The sequence below is a fragment of the Vibrio porteresiae DSM 19223 genome, assembly GCF_024347055.1.
In the GTDB taxonomy this organism is placed as follows: Bacteria; Pseudomonadota; Gammaproteobacteria; order Enterobacterales; family Vibrionaceae; genus Vibrio; species Vibrio porteresiae.
Window position 1 is genome coordinate 536,942 of record NZ_AP024896.1, and the last position, 22,456, is coordinate 559,397.

20 protein-coding genes are annotated in these 22,456 nt (G+C 45.9%); 10 read left to right on the plus strand and 10 right to left on the minus strand.

Features of this window, described 5'->3' with window-relative positions; translation table 11 throughout:
* Positions 1 to 112 precede the first annotated feature (112 nt).
* From OCV11_RS19040 to trxC, 3 genes are all read right to left on the minus strand, one after another.
* Positions 113 to 1,705 carry a BCCT family transporter gene (locus tag OCV11_RS19040; protein WP_261897960.1) on the minus strand — a complete coding sequence of 531 codons (1,593 nt, stop codon included), beginning with the start codon at positions 1,703 to 1,705 and terminating at the stop codon, positions 113 to 115.
* A 326-nt stretch (positions 1,706 to 2,031) separates the two neighbouring features.
* The gene (locus OCV11_RS19045) at positions 2,032 to 3,192 is read right to left on the minus strand and encodes an MFS transporter (RefSeq protein ID WP_261897597.1); all 1,161 of its coding nucleotides are present in this window, start codon (positions 3,190 to 3,192) and stop codon (positions 2,032 to 2,034) included.
* A 184-nt stretch (positions 3,193 to 3,376) separates the two neighbouring features.
* A complete protein-coding gene (trxC, locus tag OCV11_RS19050; RefSeq protein ID WP_261897598.1) occupies positions 3,377 to 3,811 on the minus strand; it encodes a thioredoxin TrxC in 435 nt (144 codons plus the stop codon).
* A gap of 297 nt (positions 3,812 to 4,108) precedes the next feature.
* On the opposite strand from trxC, the gene OCV11_RS19055 reads away from it, so the two are divergent.
* Positions 4,109 to 5,206, plus strand: coding sequence for a ketoacyl-ACP synthase III (locus OCV11_RS19055; protein ID WP_261897599.1), 1,098 nt, complete (start codon positions 4,109 to 4,111; stop codon positions 5,204 to 5,206).
* 73 nt (positions 5,207 to 5,279) lie between these two features.
* On the opposite strand, the gene glpC is transcribed toward OCV11_RS19055, so the two are convergent.
* Genes glpC through glpA form a run of 3 tightly spaced genes read right to left on the minus strand, consistent with a single transcriptional unit; the run spans position 5,280 to position 9,453 of the window.
* Complete coding sequence (glpC, locus tag OCV11_RS19060; RefSeq protein ID WP_261897600.1) at positions 5,280 to 6,506, minus strand: anaerobic glycerol-3-phosphate dehydrogenase subunit GlpC; 1,227 nt, start codon at positions 6,504 to 6,506, stop codon at positions 5,280 to 5,282.
* Positions 6,503 to 7,804, minus strand: a complete 1,302-nt coding sequence (glpB, locus tag OCV11_RS19065) for a glycerol-3-phosphate dehydrogenase subunit GlpB (RefSeq protein WP_261897601.1) — start codon at positions 7,802 to 7,804, stop codon at positions 6,503 to 6,505. Before glpB ends, glpC begins: the two co-directional genes overlap by 4 nt.
* On the minus strand, positions 7,804 to 9,453 hold the full coding sequence (gene glpA, locus OCV11_RS19070; protein WP_261897602.1) for an anaerobic glycerol-3-phosphate dehydrogenase subunit A: 1,650 nt from the start codon (positions 9,451 to 9,453) through the stop codon (positions 7,804 to 7,806). Before glpA ends, glpB begins: the two co-directional genes overlap by 1 nt.
* Before the next feature lie 516 nt (positions 9,454 to 9,969).
* Between glpA and OCV11_RS19075 the strand changes: the two genes are divergently transcribed.
* From OCV11_RS19075 to tnpA, 3 genes are all read left to right on the plus strand, one after another.
* Positions 9,970 to 10,824, plus strand: a complete 855-nt coding sequence (locus tag OCV11_RS19075; RefSeq protein WP_261897603.1) for an MIP/aquaporin family protein — start codon at positions 9,970 to 9,972, stop codon at positions 10,822 to 10,824.
* Positions 10,825 to 10,928: 104 nt separating this feature from the next.
* Complete coding sequence (gene glpK, locus OCV11_RS19080) at positions 10,929 to 12,449, plus strand: glycerol kinase GlpK (RefSeq protein ID WP_261897604.1); 1,521 nt, start codon at positions 10,929 to 10,931, stop codon at positions 12,447 to 12,449.
* Between the two features lie 238 nt (positions 12,450 to 12,687).
* On the plus strand, positions 12,688 to 13,149 hold the full coding sequence (gene tnpA / locus OCV11_RS19085) for an IS200/IS605 family transposase (RefSeq protein WP_261893050.1): 462 nt from the start codon (positions 12,688 to 12,690) through the stop codon (positions 13,147 to 13,149).
* A 164-nt stretch (positions 13,150 to 13,313) separates the two neighbouring features.
* Here tnpA and OCV11_RS19090 read toward each other — a convergent pair whose 3' ends face one another.
* Complete coding sequence (locus OCV11_RS19090) at positions 13,314 to 13,562, minus strand: YgjV family protein (protein WP_261897605.1); 249 nt, start codon at positions 13,560 to 13,562, stop codon at positions 13,314 to 13,316.
* A gap of 383 nt (positions 13,563 to 13,945) precedes the next feature.
* Positions 13,946 to 14,260 carry a DUF496 family protein gene (locus OCV11_RS19095; RefSeq protein WP_261897606.1) on the minus strand — a complete coding sequence of 105 codons (315 nt, stop codon included), beginning with the start codon at positions 14,258 to 14,260 and terminating at the stop codon, positions 13,946 to 13,948.
* A 188-nt stretch (positions 14,261 to 14,448) separates the two neighbouring features.
* On the opposite strand from OCV11_RS19095, the gene OCV11_RS19100 reads away from it, so the two are divergent.
* The 6 genes from OCV11_RS19100 to luxQ all read left to right on the plus strand — a co-directional run bounded on the left by OCV11_RS19100 (position 14,449) and on the right by luxQ (position 20,789).
* Positions 14,449 to 14,655: a hypothetical protein gene (locus OCV11_RS19100; RefSeq protein WP_261897607.1), complete on the plus strand. Its 207-nt coding sequence runs from the start codon at positions 14,449 to 14,451 to the stop codon at positions 14,653 to 14,655.
* 21 nt (positions 14,656 to 14,676) lie between these two features.
* Positions 14,677 to 15,333, plus strand: a complete 657-nt coding sequence (locus OCV11_RS19105; RefSeq protein ID WP_261897608.1) for a YceH family protein — start codon at positions 14,677 to 14,679, stop codon at positions 15,331 to 15,333.
* A gap of 3 nt (positions 15,334 to 15,336) precedes the next feature.
* A complete protein-coding gene (locus tag OCV11_RS19110) occupies positions 15,337 to 15,645 on the plus strand; it encodes a GIY-YIG nuclease family protein (protein WP_261897609.1) in 309 nt (102 codons plus the stop codon).
* An 88-nt stretch (positions 15,646 to 15,733) separates the two neighbouring features.
* Positions 15,734 to 16,882 (plus strand): conjugal transfer protein TraF, encoded by a 1,149-nt coding sequence (locus OCV11_RS19115; protein ID WP_261897610.1) that lies wholly within the window; start codon positions 15,734 to 15,736, stop codon positions 16,880 to 16,882.
* Between the two features lie 230 nt (positions 16,883 to 17,112).
* Entirely contained in the window at positions 17,113 to 18,210 is a 1,098-nt protein-coding gene (locus OCV11_RS19120; RefSeq protein WP_373332847.1) for an autoinducer 2-binding periplasmic protein LuxP, read from the plus strand.
* Positions 18,211 to 18,224: 14 nt separating this feature from the next.
* Positions 18,225 to 20,789 carry a quorum-sensing autoinducer 2 sensor kinase/phosphatase LuxQ gene (luxQ, locus tag OCV11_RS19125; protein WP_261897612.1) on the plus strand — a complete coding sequence of 855 codons (2,565 nt, stop codon included), beginning with the start codon at positions 18,225 to 18,227 and terminating at the stop codon, positions 20,787 to 20,789.
* 13 nt (positions 20,790 to 20,802) lie between these two features.
* Here the strand turns inward: luxQ and OCV11_RS19130 are convergent, their stop codons facing one another.
* Entirely contained in the window at positions 20,803 to 21,327 is a 525-nt protein-coding gene (locus OCV11_RS19130; protein WP_261897613.1) for a hypothetical protein, read from the minus strand.
* 150 nt (positions 21,328 to 21,477) lie between these two features.
* Complete coding sequence (locus OCV11_RS19135) at positions 21,478 to 21,846, minus strand: YgiW/YdeI family stress tolerance OB fold protein (protein ID WP_261897614.1); 369 nt, start codon at positions 21,844 to 21,846, stop codon at positions 21,478 to 21,480.
* Between the last annotated feature and the right edge of the window lie 610 nt (positions 21,847 to 22,456).

Sequence of the window (22,456 nt, forward strand, 5' to 3'; positions counted from 1 at the left end):
TTCAATTGGTTGTATAAAAAATGCGCCCAAAGGCGCATTTAGATTACTCAAGTTGAGCTCAGTTAGCTTTAGGATGGATTGAGCTCATCTCAATCCATCTTAAAGAGCATGACTAGGCTTGCTCTAACGCTGGAGCGCGGTAAGCACTGTATTCGGTCCGTAGTCCCATGGTTAAACTGACACACATGAGTAGTAGCACGAACACAAACGGTAACGCTGTCGCGACCACACCCGATTGCAGCGCATCTTGACCCCCAATCCACAGCATAGCGGCCGCGATGGCTCCTTCAATACTTGCCCAGAAAATACGTTGTGGAATAGGCGCATCCACTTTACCGCCAGCGGTAATACTGTCGATCACCAGTGAACCCGAATCCGATGAGGTGATAAAGAAAATCAAAATCAGCGCAATGGAAATCACCGAGATCACACTGCCCATTGGCAATTGGTCGTAGACATAAAACAGAGTCAGTGAGATATCCGTCAAGCCTTTGGTACCAAGTTCACCGATATGGTTAGCTACTTGGTCTAAGGCGATACCACCAAAGATGCCCATCCAAATCATGGTAATTAGGGTCGGAATAAAGACCACTGCCAGCATAAATTCACGCACTGTACGGCCACGTGATACTCGCGCAATAAACATACCGACGAATGGTGACCAAGAGATCCACCAAGCCCAGTAGAAGACGGTCCAAGCGTGCATCCAAGTTTCATCTTCACGGCCATGTGGGTTACTCAAGGGTAAAATTACCTTGGCATAGCCGGTAAAGGTATTCACCAATGAGTCCCACGCGGTGTCATAAGTCACTGCGACAATAAAGGCAAACAATGCTGCGGCGAACATCATATTGATGTTACTTAGAACTTTGACCCCACCGTCAATACCGCGCACCACCGATCCAATCGCAATCAAAGTGACAAACACAATGACGATTAATTGCAGGCCAATACCACCATGAGTACCGAACACATAGTTAATCCCACTAGTAGCTTGCTGTGCACCAAGACCTAGTGAGGTGGCTAAACCAAACAATGTCGAAAGCACGGCAAGAATATCAATCACATGACCTAACCAGCCCCATGCTCGATCACCAAAAATAGGGTAGAACGCCGAACGCATTGAGAGAGGCAAGCCTTTATTAAAGGTAAAAAAGGCAAGCGAGAGTGCAACAACCGCAAATATCGCCCAACCGTGGATACCCCAGTGGAAAATGGTGGCTCCCATCGCAAGCGATTTCGCTTCTGGCGTATAAGGTTCAACATTTAATGGGGTACCGTACCAATTGGTAAAGTAAGCAGTTGGTTCTGCCACACCCCAGAACAACAAACCAATCCCCATCCCAGCAGCAAACAGCATGGCTAGCCATGAAGCAGTGGAGTGATCGGGTCTTGCCTCTTTGCCGCCAAGACGAATACGGCCATAAGGAGAAACCATTAATGCAAAAGAGAAAATTAAAAAGGCGTTGGTTGCCCACATAAACAGACCATCAAAATCGTCCATGATGCTGTTTTTCATCTGATTAAGGGCATTGTTGGCAGTGGCGGGATCAACCACGAGCACTGCGACAAGAAACGCTAGAATTAAGCCAGCACTGATTCCAAACACGGGATTGTGTACATCAAATCCCCATTTCTGCACATTATCTTGTCCCACCTGATAGTCAGTGGTTTCGATACTGTATTTTTTCGACACACTTTCCATATAGTCCACTTTTTGTTTAGTCATCGATGTATTGTGCCCATTTTTATGCCGCTTTAAACAAAGGGTATTCAGCATAAAAATTAGAGTACAAACTGTTTTGTGACGTAAATGTTATCAAATATGTGCAGCTAAAAGCAAGTTTTGAGCTTAATTAGTCATCTTGTTATGCAATGGGTGAGTGATGTTTGTGTTAAAAAGATAAGTGGACGAATGATTTCATGTCTATGAATTTAGCAGGGGAGGATGAGTAAGAAGGGCATCGACAGGGATAAAAAAAGAGCACGAGTAAAACTCGTGCTCTTGGTCTGTAAAGGAATCTGTTTAGGCTATTTGCCAGCAACCCATTGATGTTTGGTTTTGACGCTCGACATTAGCATGTAGACACACGTTGCCATCAAAGTGATGAACAAGTAAGCCATCATGCCTTGGTGTCCTTGCATAAACCAGTCAGCTGCCATAGGGCCTAATACTGAACCAACGCTGTAGCTGAACAACATGGCTTGAGTTGCAGAAACAATATAGCTGGAATCGAGGTTAGCACACGCCAAATTGATCGCAATAGGGTAAAGAGCAAAGGTTGATACACCAACCATAAATAGGCAAATCGATAGGGTCGCTAGATCAGGGTTCATCATACTGACAACTGCAGCGGCTGCGCCTAATAGGCAAAGTAGCGCCATCAGAAGGGTACGTCCCATCATATTGGATAGCCAAGGTACGATAGGTTGAATCGCCATTGCACCTAAAATGACAATTGCCATTAAAGTACCAAGGTCGGTGTGGCTGATACCACGTTGTTCCAATTCAAGCGGCATCAAACCGTAAATCGCGCCAGTTGCAAGACCTGAGACTAAGCAGCCGATGATGGCTGGGTGACTTAATTTAGAAATCTGACGTAAAGACAAACTGATGCCGCTACCAACCGATGGTTGCGCACCTTTGGCAAAACGTAAAATATAGGTCGCAATAAGGAGTAATGCACCGATAGCAACAAAAGGAGCAAGACCATCAACACCAATTGAAGCGATGCCAAGCTGACCTACCGCGGTACCACCGTATAAAGAGACCATATAAATGCCCAGACGTTTCGCGCGGCCTTTTTCATCACCGTGTAGCAACCAAGATTCAACGACGACAAAGACGCCAGCCACGGCAATCCCGGCAACGAAGCGGAAGAATAACCAAGCGATATCGTTCACGACCCATGGCAGTGCCAAGCTAGATACGAAGAGTACAGCTAAACACACCATAAAGGCATTGCGGTGCCCCGTTTTATGAACAAATTTCTCCATGCACATTGCGCCCAAGAAGTGCCCTATATAGAACGCACTCGCCAGCCAGTTCGCCATGGAACTGTCTAGACCATAAACAGGTAGCATTAATGGGATTAAGCTCATCAAATAACCTGACGCAATGGCGTACAGGGTCAACGCAATAACCGGAATGGATATGCGTGGAGATGCGCTAACGGCATAGGTATTGTTCAACGGTGTAGCCTCGAAATCGGAACGGAAACAGGGAGATCGCGGGGACTATGGATCTATCGTATACAAACGTAAAACGAAAATTTCTGACCTTGTCGATTAATGATTTTTATCGAGGTGAAATGTCTTAGATGGGCAAAGGAAAGTTGGCAAATTGCAGAATAAAATGCCAACTTTTCGGTATGGATTATTTTTTGAGTGCGCTATCTAGCCATTGATTGAAGTGACTTTTTGGCAGGGCACCATTGAGTACATCGACACGTTGTCCCTCTTTAAACAACATGATGGTCGGAATACTGCGAATTTGAAATTGAGCCGCCAATTGTTGCTGAGCTTCGGTATCAATTTTCACAAAACGCACCTCACCAACGCGCTCTTGAGCGACATCGCTAAACACGGGCGCAAAACCGACACACGGATTGCACCAGGGTGCCCAAAAGTCGACGACAACAGGCTGAGGACTTTGCAAAAGTGCCGTGAAGTTTTCTAACGTCCCTTCAATGGGTGAGCCATCAAGCAGCAGTGCTTGGCATTTCCCGCAGTGAGGCTGCTCTGCAATGCGTTCATTAGGAACGCGGTTTAGCCCATGGCACGATGGGCAACGAGTTGTAAATGTAGACACTTTTCTTTCTCTCTTTTCTCAAGTCGGCAGCTCTGTATGATACTGCTTATACTGTGTAAGGTAATGATCGCCCGCATGGTTATATTTTAGTCATAAGTACCATAGTTGAGCTTAGGTACTTGATGGAGTCAATGCGGTGGCGATCCCCACGTAACACGTAAGTTGAATGTAAGGTTCCTTATTTTGGGGCAGTGAGAAGATTTAACAAGAGCCTATCTTAATAACAACACACGTTTATCGAACAAGAGCTAGAAAGAGAGACATACCTCTGCGCTACCAACGTGACAAGGAGAAGAGATGAATCGCTATGCTGAGATGACTGGCTGGGGCAAGTGTTTACCACCAGCGCGTTTATCCAATCAGGATTTGACCACCTTTCTAGACACAACTCATGATTGGATTGTGAGTCGTACTGGTATTGAGGAGAGGCGTATCAGTCACGTTGATACCTCTGCGCTTGCCACCGTTGCCGCGCAACGGGCGATCGCCTGTGCTGGTTTAGTCAACCAAGAGATAGAACTGGTGATTGTGGCAACGTGCAGCCCCGATACGTTAATTCCCAATGTGGCGTCCAAAGTGTGCCAAAACTTAGGGTTGAATGCCGCAGCCTTTGATCTGAATGCGGCCTGCACTGGGTTTGTTTACGCGTTAGAAACTGCCACTCGCTTAGTACAAGCTGGCCCTTATCGCCATGCGCTTGTGATAGGCGCTGAGCGGCTCTCTTTTTTTATTGACTGGACTGAGCGAGACACAGCGGTGCTTTTTGGTGATGGTGCCGGTGCGGTAGTGTTAAGTCGCAGTGCCCATGAGTGTGGCGTACTGCAAAGCCAACTTTGCTGTGATGCTCAAGGTCGGGATATCTTGGCCGTGCCCGCATTTGGCACCGCGATGGATCGTTTCGCGGCGGATAACGGCTTTTGGGATTTTAACTTTGTCGGCAAAGAGATTTTTAAGCGCGCGGTGAAAGGGATGGGGTCGGCGGTGCAGGAAGTCCTTAGCCGGCAGGGAATGGGTTTTCCAGAGATCGATCTCTTGATTCCTCATCAAGCCAATCTGCGCATCATTCAAACCCTGTGTGATTTAGCGCATTTACCACCTGAAAAAGCGTTTGTGAATATCGCCCATTATGGCAATACCTCAGCTGCGACGGTGCCGATTGCGTTATGCGAAGCGTTGGAACAAGGGCGGGTAGAACCTAATGCTAATTTGGTTTTGACGGCTTTTGGAGCTGGTCTCACTTGGGGCGCAAGCTTATTACGTTGGGGTAACCGGGTGACACCTATTGCTAATAGCGATGCCTCGTTACCACCCTGTGATGCTAGTGCCCTTGAATTGATTCAACCTGCGTTATCTGCGTGTCAGGTTTACCGCAGTTTGAGTGACAACGAGCAGTAATAAGACGCGGTTGAAGTATTTTGCCTCAACCGTGCTTGTTTTTCCGTGTGCTTTTATCATGAGCTGAGCATGACTAAGCCAGTGCCATGGCGAGTAGAGAGATCGGGTGTAAAACGGGCTTATTGGTGTTCTCCTTAAGTTGCCATTGGCAAGTTTCGCAATCGGTGATCACGTAATCGGCTGGCTGCGAATTGACGGAATTAAACAGATGAGAACCAATGGCTATTGATGTGGCGTAGTTCTCGGTTTTGAAACCATACGTCCCGGCAGAGCCGCAACATTCGCTATCGAGTTGAATCAGTTTCAATTGCGGAATTAAACGCAGTAACTCCAAGGTGAAAATGACATTACCACTGCGTTCTAGGTGACATGGCGTGTGATACATCACCGTTAATGGCAGAGGTTTAAGGGCTAACTGTCGACCATTCATGATCTGCGTAAGCAGGTATTTGGTGATGTAGTCAATTCGGTCACTGATAGCGCTGTTATCGATGCCTAGCACATGCGGGTATTCACTTTTTAGGGCAAAAGCGCAGGTCGATGAGGTTGAGACAAGATGCATTTCGTTGTCTTGAAAAGCTTTTTCGATATTGGCCATATTATAGAGACCATTTTGCCGCGCCTTTTCGTGAAAACCGTTGGCAATCAAAGGGACTCCACAGCACTTCTCATGTTCGAGCAGTTGCATGCCAATACCCATCGCATTGAGCACTTTGACTAAATCTTTGCCTAATTGCGGCTGGTTATAGTTAACAAAGCAGCCGTGATAAAACAGCACTTGCTGATCAAACTGACTTTGGTCACAACAAGATTGCTTAAACCAATGACGAAATGTTTGACGTACGTAGTTAGGTAGCTGTTTACGCTTGTCTACCCCTAGGGTGTAGTGCATCGCTTTTTTCACTAATCCGAAATGGGTCATGGTATTAACCAAAGGAGCCAAAGGTGCGGCTACCGCTCCCATTAAATCAGTATGACTAAGGACATAGTCGCGCACTGTCTTAGGGCTGGTTGGATGGCGACCATAACGACCGCGTGCAATCGCAATGAGATCCCCGATATTAACTCCCGAAGGACAGGCGGTTTCACAGCGTTTACAGTTGGTGCAATACTTCAACGTGTCGTCAAAGTAAGCAGGATCTTTCAAGCGTAATCGTTCACCATCTGGCCCGCTCTGTTTTGGGCCAGGATAAAATGGATTGACCTTTGCCACAGGACAATACGCGGTACACACGGTACATTTGATGCACTGTTCAAAAGAGAGATTTTTCGGTGCTTGAGTGGAATAAAGCGTACTCATAACGTGGCCTCACCAGTTTCAATCGCAAGGGGAGTAGGAAGCGTTTGTCTTACTGCATGGTAAGCAGTGGCAATGGCAACTCCACCACCACACCCTTCAAAAACAGGATCATAATTTGCTAACATCGCGCCACAGCAATAAAGGTTGGAGACAATTTTACCGTCGCGATAGGGATGGAGATTGGCATCCGTTTTGACGCCAAAGGCAATAAATGGGTGGGCATGATTACCCGCAAAGCGATTTTGATACCACGCGCCTTGTTGATAGTTGGAGTCCATTTCAAGGCCAAAAACCGGTTCACTAATGTTATGGTACTGAGCCTTCAATCCTTGGCTGAAATAGCTACCGGTTGCCATCATAAAGTGCTCGGCATGAATTTTCGTATTGCCCAAATGAGATGTAGAAAGGCTTATTAGCTTGTTGTATTCGAATTCACCGCCAGTGACACAATCGCCGCGCAGCAATGTGCCACCTAAACGGCGAAACTCACGTGTCAGCGCTTCCTCAATACGAATACCCAACAAAGAGGGTGGCATAGCGGCCACTTCGTTAAAAGTGAGCCCGGTGGTTTTATGTAAGGTGCCAAGTTGCACTAATCCATCACCATTGCCCAGTATTGCTGGAATCACGACAAGATCATCTGGCGTTGCAAGTGCATTTAAACTTTCACACCAATGCTGCCAGTTTTGTTCAATGCGCAATTGATGCGCCAAATCGAGCGCACGCCAGTTGTGATTTCTAGTGGGCTGCACCGGAAGTGTAATGAGCGCACTTTCAATTGGCGTAGTGGCAAAGTCGGGGTGCAGCGTCAAGTTATCGCGAATCATCTGTGGGCTAAAGTCGCGATACCCTTTTACCGAGATCACCACCACTCGTTTAAACGGTACCGCTTTACGATGCTGATAAACATAAGGCTGAGAAAGCCAAGTGGGTTTTAATGTTCCTAAGGCCGTAATGCGGTAGTGGTTCGCATCGTCAGCTTGATGGGTTAATGGAACCCCACAACTGGCGAGCATCTTGCAAAACCAAGTAAGACTGGCGCGAACAGCCTCAATGCCGACCCGGTGATAAGGATGGGTTGGACGTTGTTGAAACAGAGTTTGCATACTCAAAAATGGATGGCTTACTGGCGCACCATCGGGTAAGCGGCTTAGCACATCAAACGAACCAGAGGCAAAGTGCATGGCGCTTTGTCCTTGACTGATTAAGACCGTGCGTTTGCCGTGAGATTGACTGTAAATGGCCGCGGTTAAACCTGCAATGCCCGAACCAATCACTGCTGTATCATAGTGAATCATCAGTGCGCTCCTTGTTTGTTTTTCGTGGTAGGGAGAGCGGTTGGTAAGCCAGAAATTCCCATTAACCCTTCGTATAGCCAGTAACTCAATTCCGTTTCTCTTAGGGCGTCACCCCAAAAGATAGGTTGTGTACCTTGCCAGCGCTCTTGCAAGAACTGCTCAAGCAGATGACTCGCTTGATTACCATCACGTTGACCTATGTCGCAAAACAGCTGCGACGCACGATAGCTACACAGTTCACCTTGGCATGGCCCCATTCCCAAGCGAGTACGTCTGCGCAGGTCAACAAGGTCTTGCACATGGAGTTGATTGATGGCGTAACCAATTTCAGCAGCGGTGACCATCTCACATTCACAAATGATCGTCTGCTGCTCAGGCTCACTGGTTAGAAACTGGTTGGCTTGACTGCCATGGCGATCGACTGCAGCTTGATAAATCGGGATAGAACTGGCCGACTTTTGGGTAGGAATAGGTTCATGAGCCGAGCCAGGCAGGGGCAAAATATGCGTTTGACAAGGCACAGCATTACCCAACTTGTGCGCCACCAAATCCGTCGCTTGCTCAGCCATTAAACGATAGGTCATTAACTTGCCGCCTGTGATGGTTATTAACCCTTCAAGTCCATCACGTTGTTGGTGATCAAGTAACACAATTCCGCGGGAAATATTACGGCCACTGCCATCATTATCGACCGAAACCAAAGGACGCACGCCTGCATAGGCGCGCAACACGCGCGCATTCGCCATGCTCGGACACAATTTGATCCCTTCGCGCATTAAGAGTTCGACTTCTTTGGTTGTCACCGTAGGTTTATCAATGTCCTGATAATCAATGTGTTCTGACGTGGTACCAATCAAGGAAATCGTGTCACCGGGAACAAGAATGTCCGCGTCGGCTGGTTTTCGACAGCGGTTAATCACGAGGTTATTCAATCGATAGTCGAAAATAAGCAGCGAACCTTTGGCTGGAAACATGGTGAGTGGCACGCCAGCCATTTTTGTTACCTGCTGTCCCCAAATACCGGCGGCATTGATCACTTGCTGGCAATGAATATCAAATTTCTGGTGTGTGAGCTGGTTCTCGCACTTCACTCCAACAATGCGATCTTGCTGGCGAATCATGCCAATGACACGAGTGTGATTGAGTAAAGTTGCCCCATGTTGCTGAGCATCAAGCACATTAGCAGAGCAGAGACGAAATGGATCTAGCGTTCCATCGGGTACTTTGACTGCGCTTTTCAAACGTGGATTCACACACGGCTCGAGCGTCAATGTCTCTTTGGCACTGAGTAATTGGGTAGGAATCGACGCTTTGTGGCAGGCGCGGATGAACTCTTCTTGATAGCTGAGATCGTCTTCGGGAAGAGAGATAAACAGCCCTTCGGTTTCCTCAACACAATGGCGTGCAACATGGCGCAAGATACGATTTTCTTGAATGCACTCTTGTGCGGAGTGGGGATCGGTTACCGCATAGCGAGCGCCAGAATGAAGCAGGCCGTGGTTGCGACCAGTAGAACCAGCGGAAATATCGAATCGTTCCAGCAAAATGCAGCGAATATTGCGCAGAGCGCAGTCGCGCATGATACCTGTACCAGTGGCGCCGCCACCGATGATCACGACATCGGTTTCAAAAAAAGTGGGTTGCGTCATAGAGCTGCCTTTAACCTTGCATTTATTATGGTTAAGTGTGGCATTTCTCCATGATTGGGTTCGCTGTGTAGCTCACAAAAGCTCGAACGAACATTTTTGTTTGATGAGAACTTGTTGAAAAGGCGATCGTTGTCGAATTTGACACATATTTAGGCGGATTTTGACGTCTGTAAGTAACAAATGATGTAGCTCAAATGTTAATCGATGTGTGTTTTAAAGCATAGGTTTGGTTAAGTGAACCTATGCATTTTTGTGCATTAAAATGAGGTTATTCTAATTAACTCACTGTTTTATATTAGTAAAACAGCTTTGAGTGAAGAGTGGGGTGAGCGTGGGTGAGCAGTCAATATCCGGTGTTAGTGTGAAAGGATGACGCATTTAACAAAATGGATGCCTAATTTTAACAATTTCGTGCTCGAATGCTCATTATTGATGGTTGTTAGTTTTCGAATGAGTTGGGTTTGGGCATGATATACCGTGAACAAACCAGTTCAATCCACTCACAGGACACTTACGATGACAACTAAAAAACCACATACCCTACTCGGACAGTGTATTGCAGAGTTTATTGGCACGGGCTTGCTGATCTTTTTTGGTGTGGGTTGTGTCGCTGCCATGGTTTTGGCTGGCGCACAGTTTGGCCAATGGGAAATCAGTATTGTGTGGGGCTTTGGCGTTGCGATAGCGATCTACTGTACCGCTGGCGTTTCCGGAGCACACTTAAACCCTGCTGTAACAATTGCACTTACACTATTTCAAGGCTTTGATAAGCGTAAAGTTATTCCGTATATTCTGGCACAAGTTGCCGGAGCATTTTGTGCCGCAGCCTTAATTTATGGCTTGTACCATAACTTATTTATTGATTATGAAGTGAATCATCATTTTGCACGTAGCAGTGAGGCCGCTCTGGCAACCGCTGGTATCTTCTCTACGTATGCTATGTCTTCGATCTCCTTTGGCGGTGCCATTGCGGTCGAATTCTGTATCACAGCGGTCTTGATGTTTACCATCTTAGCTCTGGGTGATGAAAATAACGGCGCGCATCGTAACGCGATGAACCCGCTACTGATTGGTATTGTGATCGCCATTATTGGTGGTTCATTAGGTCCATTGACCGGATTTGCCATGAACCCAGCACGTGACTTTGGCCCTAAATTGTTCGCCTATTTGGCCGGCTGGGATTACGCCATGACTGGTGGCCGAGACATTCCTTATTTTATCGTCCCTATTATCGGCCCGATCTTTGGTGCGTGTTTTGGTGCTTGGGCGTATCCGAAATTTATTGCGGCTTATCTGCCAAGCCAAGGTGTGGGATGCACGATCCCCAATCAATGTGATGAGGTCTCTTCTAACGAGCAGGCCCACGTATAACAGAAAGAAGCTGTAGAGCCTTCTTTCAAAGCTGCAGCCATACTTATCGATAGATGGCCATATTTAAAGAACAGAACAAAACGTGAAACTGACAGGATAACAACATGACTGAGCAAAAATATATTGTCGCCCTCGACCAAGGAACCACCAGTTCAAGAGCTGTAGTGTTGGACCACGATGCCAATATTGTGAGTGTTTCTCAGCGTGAATTTACTCAGATCTACCCTGAGTCTGGATGGGTTGAACACGATCCTATGGAAATTTATGCAACTCAAAGCTCAACGCTCATTGAAGCACTGAACAAAGCGGGCATTCGCAGTGATGAAGTGGCAGCGATTGGTATCACTAACCAACGTGAAACCACTATTGTTTGGAACAAAGAGACTGGCAAGCCAGTGTACAACGCGATTGTGTGGCAATGTCGTCGTACGGCGCCTATCTGTGAAGAGTTAAAAGCGCAAGGGCTGGATGCCTATATCCGCGAAGAGACAGGGTTGTTGATTGACCCGTATTTCTCCGGCACCAAAATTAAATGGATCTTGGATAATGTCCCAGGCGCTCGCGAAGATGCAGAAGCGGGTAAGTTGCTTTTCGGTACTGTCGATACTTGGCTGGTGTGGAAGATGACTCAAGGGCGCGTGCATGTCACCGATTACACCAACGCATCTCGTACTATGTTATTTAATATCAATAACCTGCATTGGGATGAAAAACTGCTCAAAGCACTGGATATCCCACTGTGCATGATGCCAGAAGTGAAACGCTCCTCTGAAGTCTATGGCAAAACCAACATTGGTGGTAAAGGGGGGACTCGTATTCCGATTGCAGGGATTGCGGGTGACCAACAAGCAGCGCTTTACGGTCAAATGTGTGTTAAAGCAGGGCAGGCGAAAAATACTTACGGCACAGGTTGTTTCTTGTTGATGAATACCGGACAAGACAAAGTGACGTCTCGCAACGGCTTGGTGACCACCTTAGCTTGCGGTCCCAAAGGTGAGCCAGCGTATGCCCTGGAAGGTTCGGTGTTTATGGGCGGCGCTTCTATTCAATGGTTACGTGATGAAATGAAACTCATCAGTGATGCGCGTGACTCTGAATATTTCGCGACCAAAGTTGACACATCAAATGGCGTGTATGTCGTGCCTGCGTTTACTGGACTAGGCGCTCCGTATTGGGATGCCTATGCCCGTGGCACTATCGTAGGTTTGACGCGTGGTACGAATGAAAACCACATTATTCGCGCTACACTAGAAAGTATCGCTTACCAAACCCGCGATGTGTTGGATGCAATGCAAGCAGACTCAGGCATTCGTTTATCGGCTCTACGAGTGGATGGCGGTGCGGTCGCCAATAACTTCTTGATGCAGTTCCAAGCGGATGTGTTGGATACCGAAGTACATCGTCCAAAAATCACCGAAGTCACAGCCCTTGGTGCCGCTTATCTTGCCGGCCTTGCTGTGGGTTTCTGGGATAACTTAGACGAGTTACAAGGTAAAGCGGAAATCGATCGCAGCTTTATGCCGCATCAAGATGAAGAGAAACGTCAACGTCGTTACAAAGGCTGGAAACGTGCGGTGAAATGCGCTCAGGCTTGGGCGAGAATTTCAGAAGAAGATGACGAATAATCATAGTGCGATGAAAACGCGAAGCGTCATTTTTATCGTTAAAGATTGTCTGTAACAACAAAAAGCCACCGCTACATCGCGGTGGCTTTTCTTGTACAGAGAAAACCCCCAGCTTGGCTGGGGGGTTCCGTTGAGCTTATAGCTATAAGTCAGTTATAAAACCCCTTTCAATTTGTTAGAAATACCTTGTGGTCTGGCAACTACAAGAGTTAATCAGAAATTGAAAGGGGGTCCCAATATGGGGGACGAGAAGAGCTTAGCTCACACAAGATGGAACTGTAAATATCATATAGTATTCGCACCCAAATATAGAAGGCAGGTGTTCTACGGTGAAAAACGTCGAGCAGTTGGAGAAATCTTGCGAAAGCTATGTGAATGGAAAGACGTGAATATACTCGAGGCTGAATGCTGTAAAGATCATGTTCATATGCTTTTAGAAATCCCACCGAAGTTGAGTGTTTCAGGTTTTATGGGATATTTAAAAGGTAAAAGTAGTTTGATGCTCTATGAGCGATTTGGGGATTTGAAGTTCAAATACCGAAATCGAGAATTTTGGTGCCGGGGTTATTACGTTGATACAGTCGGCAAAAATACAAGCCAGATCCAAAGTTACATCAAGCATCAATTAGATCAAGATAAAATGGGAGAGCAACTGTCGATCCCATATTCAGGTAACCCGTTTACGGGTCGCAAGAAATAGTCATATGCAAATGTCAGATCACGATGCGCCTGCTAGGGCGCTGCTGGTAGGAGAGCCTTATAGGCGCATATGAAAAACCTCCGGCTATGCCGGAGGATATTTTTTTTTGGGTATCACATGTAGTGTGGTGCTAACAAGCGCAGTGCTGACGTTAACGAAAAACGTTATGCCGCGCTGTGAATTTGAGTTTTATTCGCTTGTTTTAGCTTAGCAAGGTAGTAGATGTTGACGACTGCGATGAAAGCATTGGTTGCCACAACTGGCCAAGCACCGATTATGCTGGCATAGATACAAAACAGTACACAACCAATAAAGTTAATGATGCGCAGTTTCACAATGTCTTTCATTGTTAGCGATAGCGCAACCATGATAGATGCTGCGTATCCCATGATTTCGATGGTATTCATATCCACGTAGAGCCCCTTCAATTGTCCGAATAAAAAATGTCACTATCGGACCAATCTTCTCTGCTTGAGAATCTCGAGGTACCCCAACTGTAAGTGTTTAACCAAGGTTATTGCACCGACGGTAACGGGAGCGTTCCATGCCTCGAATGGTCTAGCTGCTATCAATCTTCTCAAAGATCAATAGGTGCGATGGTTCGGGGCGCACTATACCAATACAGAAAGTGTGATTAAAGACACGATTTTATGTAATGTTAGTGTAAGCGATTGCGCAAACGTTTAGTTGTTTTTGCATGGGTATTTATTCGCCATGCAACGTGCGCAATGACAAAAAAACCCGCACTAGGCGGGTTTGATGTTAAGTCTTTACAACGCTGGCTGAGCGGGAATGGTTATTTTTTACCTTGAGCCAGTTTGTCTTGTTCAGTCAATTCAGTGATACGACGGCTGATATCACGACGTTCTTTAGAGATTTCAGCACTTTTAATGATGTGATCATCAACACGGTCTTCATAGTCTGATTTCATGTTTTTGATGATGGCGATCAACTCTTCTTGAGTCATATCAGGCTTGATGTAGTCAATGAGGTTTTCTAGAAGATCAACACGTTTACGGTTGTCACGAACCTTTTTCTCATTGTCTAGTAGTTCACGTTGAAGTTTATTTTTGCGACGAGCAAGGCTTACGATTTCAAATACGCTATTCATAGGTCCTTTTTCCTATAATTTCTTCTACTGTCAACGATTAAAACACATAGTGCCGTTTCATAACAGCTTTTAGATCAAACCGTTTAGCGGCTTGGCTAAATATTAGACAGTTAAAGTGAGGTGGATTGTACTTCCTCAATGATGCGCTATATCATGGGTGCAATTTATGACGAAGCTACGATTTCACTATGTTTCATTCCGACATCGTTGTTACTAAACAAGATAATCAAGAACCAGAGCAACAACAAGATTCAAATACAACTAAATTAGGTTGCGCTTATGTGATTGAACGAGAACGTCTCGAACTGACCGAGATAGAGCTTAATCGATCCAAAATTGTCATGGTCGATGGCAACGGCCGCATCATCAAGCTTAATTTGAATCTGGAACATTAAAATTACAATAAGGATAACGCTATGAATATCGAGTTAACCGCCATTGAAGCCCGCATCATTGGCTGCCTCATCGAGAAAGAGATCACCACTCCTGATTATTATCCGCTCTCTTTAAATAGCTTAACCACGGCCTGTAACCAAAAGAGTAACCGTGAACCAGTGATGTCTTTGAGCGAAGCTGAAGTTCAAGATGCAGTGGAAGGGCTGATTGCTCGTCATTTGGTGAGTGACGAAAGCGCCTTTGCAAGCCGTACACGCAAATATCAGCACCGTTTTTGTAATACCCAATTTGGTGATTTACAGCTGACCGAGCAAGAGCTGGGGATTGTTTGTTGCATGTTGCTGCGCGGCCCACAAACACCTGGCGAACTGCGCACCAGAACTAACCGTTTGTGTACTTTTACCGATGTAAAAGAAGTCGAAGCGGTATTGGAACATTTGGCCCAAGACCATAAGAGTGGCGTGCTGGTGGTCAAACTGCCGCGTGAAGCGGGTAAGCGTGAATCTCGCTATCAACATCTGTTTTGTGGCGAGGTTGATGTCACGGCACTGGCTTCAAGTTCGCCATCAGATATGGGTGGTAACGATGAGGTTGCAGCGCTGCGTGAAGAAGTGGCTGAACTGCGTGCGCAAGTGGAAGCGCTCACTTTGCAAGTGCAGCAATTACTTGATCAATAACGCGTGACAGAGCCAGTAAAACAGTGGTGGGTGTATCTTGTACGCACCCATCAAAACGCACTCTACTGCGGCATAACTACGGATGTTGAACGCCGTTTTGCGCAGCACAGCAATGGCCGTGGCGCAAAAGCGCTGAAAGGAAAGGGACCACTTGCTTTGGCGTGGAGTCAACCGGTCAGCGACAGCAAAAGCGAAGCGCTGAAACTCGAATGGCGAATCAAACAACTCACTAAATCCCAAAAAGAGCAACTCATTACCGATGAGGGGCTGTTCAAAATTCTGCAAAATAAAGTGAGATCACTTTCACATTAACCCATTCTGTCACGGAACTTTCGCTGGCAGCTTGCAAATTGCTATTACTTTTAATGATGAGTCAATCTAATTAAGGTGATTAGCAATTATGATAAAACCTACTCCAATCGTTGCTGCCTTAGCTCTTGCGCTAGGGGCAGTTACTTCCGTACACGCGGCATCCAGTGTTGCTGATGCTCGTGGCAATGCGATGGGTAATACCGGTGTGACCACCGCCGATTATCTGCTCGCTCCTTTCTATAACCCAGCGCTCGCTGCCGTTTATCGCGATAATGACCATATTGGTATTTTGCTGCCAGGTGTGGGGGCAACGATGCGAGATACCGATGATACACTGTCGACAGTGGATGATCTGCAGGACCAGATTGATGATTTTAAAGACAATAGTTCTACAGCGAATGCGACAACACTGAACAACTACCTCAATGACCTCGACAATAATAAGCCATTGACTGTGTCGGCGAGTTTAGGGGCAGCGATTGCACTGCCTATCGATGCGATTTCGTTTAACCTTTTTACTCGCGCGTATGCGGAAGTGATTGCTGAAACCGATATTGCTGCTGATGGTGGAGATACTCCAAGTGCAGTGCAAACGCGGTATCAAAACTCAAGTGTCGATTTGACGGCCTTTGGTTATACCGAAGTAGGTTTATCCATGGCGAAAAAATTGGACTTAAGTGGCCAAACATTTGCCTTTGGTGTATCGCCAAAGATACAACAACTGCGTACCTATCAAGACAGTGTCACGGTTGAAGATTTCGACCTCAGTGATTATGACGAAAGCAAGAAAACCAAATCGGCTTTCAACTTGGATTTAGGTGCGGTTTGGCTTAAAGAGAGTTTTCGTGCAGGAGTCGCCGTTAAGGATTTGTTTAGTCAGGAAATAAAGACGTACGACGGGAGCAATACTTATAAACTTAACACGCAGGTTACCGTGTCGGGCGCTTATGTGACCCAATTCTTTACCGCTGCGGTAGATGCGGATGTGACGGCACAAAAACGCTTTAAGGGCAGCAATGACGATACCCAATTCTTGCGTTTTGGTATTGAAGGCGATGCTTGGGGCTGGGCACAACTTCGCGCTGGCTACGAAGTGGATATGAAAAGTAACCTAGATAATGCGTTTACCTTTGGTTTGGGTATCAGTCCGGGTGATCTTGTCAGTATTGATCTTGCTGGTTTGTACGCCGGAGAAAATCAGTTGGGGCTATCTGCTAACTTAGCCTTTACCTTCTAAGTTATGTTTTTATTAATAAGTGTGATGCATTTCTAAACAATCTAGAGTTTAGGCTCTATCGTAGGGTGCGGATAATAAAGTTTTTTGTTGTCCGCACTATCATTTACAGGCTATATGTTTCATAATCCGCGAGACGCTAGCCCTTTACTGTAAAGGTTTTCCCCTTTGTTTTCTTATGGCTACTGTTTTTAGAACTGCTCACAAAACGTCATAATAATGAGAGCTGAATGATAAAACGCACAACCACCATTTTTCTATTTCTCTTGGCCATTATTCCTCAGCTTGCGGAAGCATCCCAAGTGCTTAAAGGGTATTGGCATTATCGCGAGTTCCTGAGCCGCAATCCTGAGCAGCAGATGTTAACCGATAAGATGGTGAATACGGTACGTCGTGATCCTGTGCCATTAACGGTTAAACAGACTCGTCCCATCACTATTTCAGTGGTATTTCCTGGCCAACAGATTTCCGATTACTGGGTTCGCAACATCAAAGCATTTGAGCTGAGAATGCAAGAACTTGGTATTCAATATCAGCTTAATCAAGTATTTACCCGCCCTAATGTGGATGCGCGTGAATTGAGTTTATCGCTTATGGAGGCGATAAAAAGCAACTCTGATTACGTTATATTTACGCTAGATACCACTCGTCATCGCAAGTTTATCGAGCACGTTTTGCAGTCATCGAAAACCAAACTGATTTTGCAAAACATCACGACACCCATCAAAGCGTGGGATAAACGTCAACCCATGATGTATGTTGGCTTTGACCATGAACTGGGCACTTACCGTTTATTGGATTACTACCGCAGCCTTGAACCTATGGGCAGTGAGTACTCCGTTTTGTACTATTCAGAAGGTTATATCAGTGCAGCGCGCGGTGATACGTTTATCCAGTCGATGGAAACTTTAGGCCGTTATCGCTTGGCGTCGTCTTACTACACCAAAGCGACAGAGGCGAGTGGCTACGAAGCCACCCTCAATATTGTAAAAAATGACCCTAAAGTGAAGTTTATTTACGCCTGTTCAACGGATATCGCATTAGGCGCAATAAAGGCGCTGAAAGAGTTAAAACGCCAAGATATCATCATCAACGGATGGGGTGGTGGTTCAGCGGAATTAAAAGCGATTGCGAAAGGCGATATGGCGGTGACCGTAATGCGTATGAACGATGATACTGGCGTTGCCATGGCTGAAGCGGTGAAATGGGACTTAGAAGATAAGCCTGTTCCAACTGTCTATTCCGGCGATTTTGAAGTCGTAACGAAAGACGATAGCCCTGAACGCGTTAAGCGCTTAGAGAAATGGGCGTTTCGTTATTCAGATCGCTAATTAAGGACCTATGAGTGAGTGTGATAACCGGCCCAATTAGACCCAAAAGACGTATCGCGAACTTCATTAGTTTTGCGATCGTTGTGGTGCTTGGTGCATTGACTCTAAGTGTATTGTTCCAGAGTTATCAAATCAGCAGTCGTTTGATGTCGCAGGAGGTACTGCGCACGTCAGGGCAAACCACTAATTTAGTACAAAGCCTATTTAACTTTCGTTTAGCAACCGTTCAGATTCACCAAGACAGCAGTGCTCAAAGTCAAAACTTGGTTGAGGCACTGCAATCGCGCGATCCCCAGACCATTGATCAATATTTTCTCAGCGTTGATCAGCTTGAACTCTCTAACACACCTGATATCCGCTTTATTACCACGATGGATGGACTCATCTGGGACGATGGCAATGCGCAATTTTATGGGCTTAGCCAAGATGATATGACTAAGGTGATTCGTCGTGTGGCCTTTAACAGCAACTGGCACTTGATCTCTTCACCTTCGCAACTCGATATGATTTATCTCATGGTGCGCCGTTCTCCTTTGATTAATCAAGCAACTGGAGAGGTAGCCGGCTTTTTGTATGTTGCGGTGGTGCTCAATAATAACTATGCGTTAATCGAGACCATGCGCGATGGCAGTAATTCGCAAAACTTGGTACTCACGGTGGGTAAAAAGGTCATCGCTTCAACACTCAATGGTAATGAGCCCTATCGCGAAGCGGATGTGATCAAATCGGGTCAAAGTGACACCCTCTATAACCGGAATATGGTGAGCCGAGCCTCGTTAGAGGTGGAAGGTGTACCAACCTATTTGACTGTCTATTCCGTACAAAATAACCAAAACGCACTCAGACTCAGAGATAACTACTATTTCTGGATGATATTTGCGTTGGTCGCGATGGTAATTGTGGCTTTGATTACTCGTTGGTGGATTCAACGACGCATCGAATCGGAAATTGCCTGCTTGATGACCTACACCCATCAAGTCGCGGATAAAGGGCGACGCAATCCGTTTCCTGGTTCAACCATTTATGAGTTTGACCACTTTGGTCGTACCTTAGAGCACACCTTTTCGCGTCTTTCTGAACAAGAAAAACAATTTGAAGATTTGTTCAACTTCACCGTATCGCCGACTGTGTTGTGGTCTACCGATGGGCAGATGATCAAGATGAACCCATCGGCCAAACAGCAATTTTTGCATCAGTTTGAAGAAGACAAGCCATTATTGGATGGGTTAGAGCGACAACTGAGGGACAAAATTGCTGAGGCTGCGCAAGGTAACATCGTCAAAGAGGTGAATACGGAACTGGGCGGTAAGATGTTCCGCTGGAACTTGTCGCCGATTGAAGTGAATGACAAAATTGAGTCGATCATCGCTCAAGGTTATGACATTACCAGTATTGCAGAAGCGGAAAAACAGAGCCGTATAGCGCGTAAAGAAGCAGAAGAGTCGGCGCGTCTGCGTGCCGATTTCTTAGCCAAAATGAGTCACGAGTTAAGAACTCCGCTCAACGGTATTTTAGGCGTGTCACAACTGCTTAAACGTACTGTGAATGACAAAGAGCAAGTTGAGCAGGTGAATGTCTTGTGCAGCAGTGGTGAGCATCTCCTCGCGGTACTGAACGATATTCTCGATTTCTCACGTATTGAGCAAGGTAAGTTCCGCATTCAGAAGAGTCAGTTCCGTTTGTCTGACGTTGTTTATGCGATTGAACGTATTTACCGACCTCTATGCGCAGAGAAGGGCATCACGCTGCAACTCAATTCCAACATCGTTGAAGATGTCATGGTGGTTGGCGATCAGGTTCGTATTAACCAGATTTTGTTTAACCTGCTCAATAACGCGGTGAAATTTACCCATTACGGCGAAATTGATGTTGATTTAATACTGCTGGTGACGGAAAGCCAATCGACACTCAAAGTACGAATTAAAGACTCGGGTATTGGGATTCGCAGTGAAGATATGCGCATTATCTTTGAACCGTTTGTCCAAGCAGAATCAACGACGACACGTGAATATGGTGGCAGTGGCTTAGGCCTTGCGATCGTCAATAGTTTGATTGAAATGCTGGGCGGTACCATTCGAGTCGAATCTGAATTTGGTAAGGGGACAGAGTTTAATCTGCGTATTCCTCTGCCTGTGGCTCAAGTAGAAGAGCGTGAAATTGATGCTAAAGAAGCTGACGTGAAATTCACCCTGTTTGATGAGCCGTTAAAAGTGCTGCTCGTAGAGGATAACCACACCAACGCCTTTATTGCGCGCGCTTTCTGTAAAAAATACGGTTTGGATGTAGAGTGGGTGACCGATGGCGTTCAAGCGATTGAGAAAGCAAAAGAGCAGCAGTTTGATCTGATCTTAATGGATAATCAATTGCCTTATCTTGGTGGGATCGATGCAACTCGCGTGATCAAACAAGAGCTTAAACTGTCTGCGGCGGTTTATGCGTGTACAGCTGATGGCATGGAATCAACCCGGGATGCCTTTATCGCTGCAGGTGCGGAATACGTCTTGGTAAAACCACTCAAAGAAACCAGCTTAAATCAGGCGCTGGTCTATTTTAAACAGCAGCGCCAAGTGACTGGGTAAGTGCTGTAGCTAATTAAAAGCCAAAGCGCACGCTAAGCGCAATTTGTGGACCCCAGATACCGGCATTGCGGCTTTCTAGAGCAACTGAAAGTTGATCAGTTGAATGAAAACGAAGACCAGTGACAAACACGGTGTTTTCACCGAGTCGACCCAGACGCACGCTACCTTCCAATTGTTCAGCGATCCAAAGGCGCGTACCCACACTGATTTCAACTTCAGTGGTATCCTTGCCGCCATCTTCGTCATCTTCACGAATCTGGTGAAGAAGTGCTTCACCAAAAACATCAGCGAATGCGCCAAATGGACCATTAAATCCCATACCTGCAGCTAAATCCCAATCTTTGTTAAAACGCGAATCACCACGAACGACAAAATGAGAGTTATCAGTGTAATAGGTACTCAGTTCAACACCTGACGATTGTGGACCTGCAGTAGTACGGACTTCAAGAAAGTTGTAATCGAAATTGTTTGCCGATGCTACACCTGAGAATGCACACGCCGTAGAGAAAAGAGCGACCAGACACGATTTTTTTAACATGATAGGCATTCATCCTGATTGTGTATAAAACCTAAAGATAATTCAAAGACCTGCAACTTACAGGCCAAAATATAACTCTAGACTATTTTCCTGTGATTACAGCCACAAAATCAATGATGAATGCCAAATAACTTAAAAAAATACTGACATTTACATTACCTGAAGGTAATCCACCTCGATTTCTGGCTGACGATGGTTCTCATACTCACCAAATAGGCGCACTTTGGTCTTTGCATCAATTGGACCTGGCAAGTGCATGTCATCATCTAACTCAACGCGAATTTCATGTTTTCCATCGGAAAAGAGAAACAGATCCTCTCGTAAACGTTTTACCAGGTGTCCTTCCACCACAACATCACGATCAGAGAAAAAGCTGTCATCGTCGAGCAGTGCTTTGACCGGGGTTATCTCAACGGGTCCGTTGTAATCAATACCGCGACGATCGTCTCGGTCGTCGGCAAAGCTTAGGGTAGGTGCGGCCAGTAGTGCGCAGGTCAAAAGTAAAGTGGTCTTTTTCATGAGTTCGTCCTTTCTCTTATTGAGTTAAGTTATTGGGTTATCGATGATCTTGCCTTCGCTGGTTCAGCGAAGTGGTGATATAAAAACATAGGCTTATTGAATCTAGCGTGAGTGTGGGGTTCATCTGCAGTTCATTTAGCGGCTGGATGGTTGCGATAAGGAGTGGTTTGAGTCGTTGGTGCTTGAGAAGAAACGGTTCCAGAAACAGAAGCGGTTAATGTTTGCTATGAAAGCAGTATTACTTGTTTCGTCATATTTGTGCTCTGTGTCATAAATTTGAACATTTCCATCTTGGAAACTGGCATTTTTCATTTTTGCAAACACACGAGAGGGCTAGCTCATTTTGCTAATAAAACGCCAGTAACCCTGCATTAAGTACTGTTATTGCCCTTGTAAATGGCTTTGTTTGGTTGCTTTTTGTTCATTTTTAAGATGGCGAGACAGAGAGTTAACACGCGAAAAGGTCAAGATAGTCGGATTCGCAAACTTTGATTTCGCTTGAATTGTCCTAAAAAAATGATGTAATGAGCCTGTGTTATCAGATACTTGGTACTGACCGACACGGTATCTTCGACTCCTTAGACTTACCCCTTCATCACATTTTTGGGTA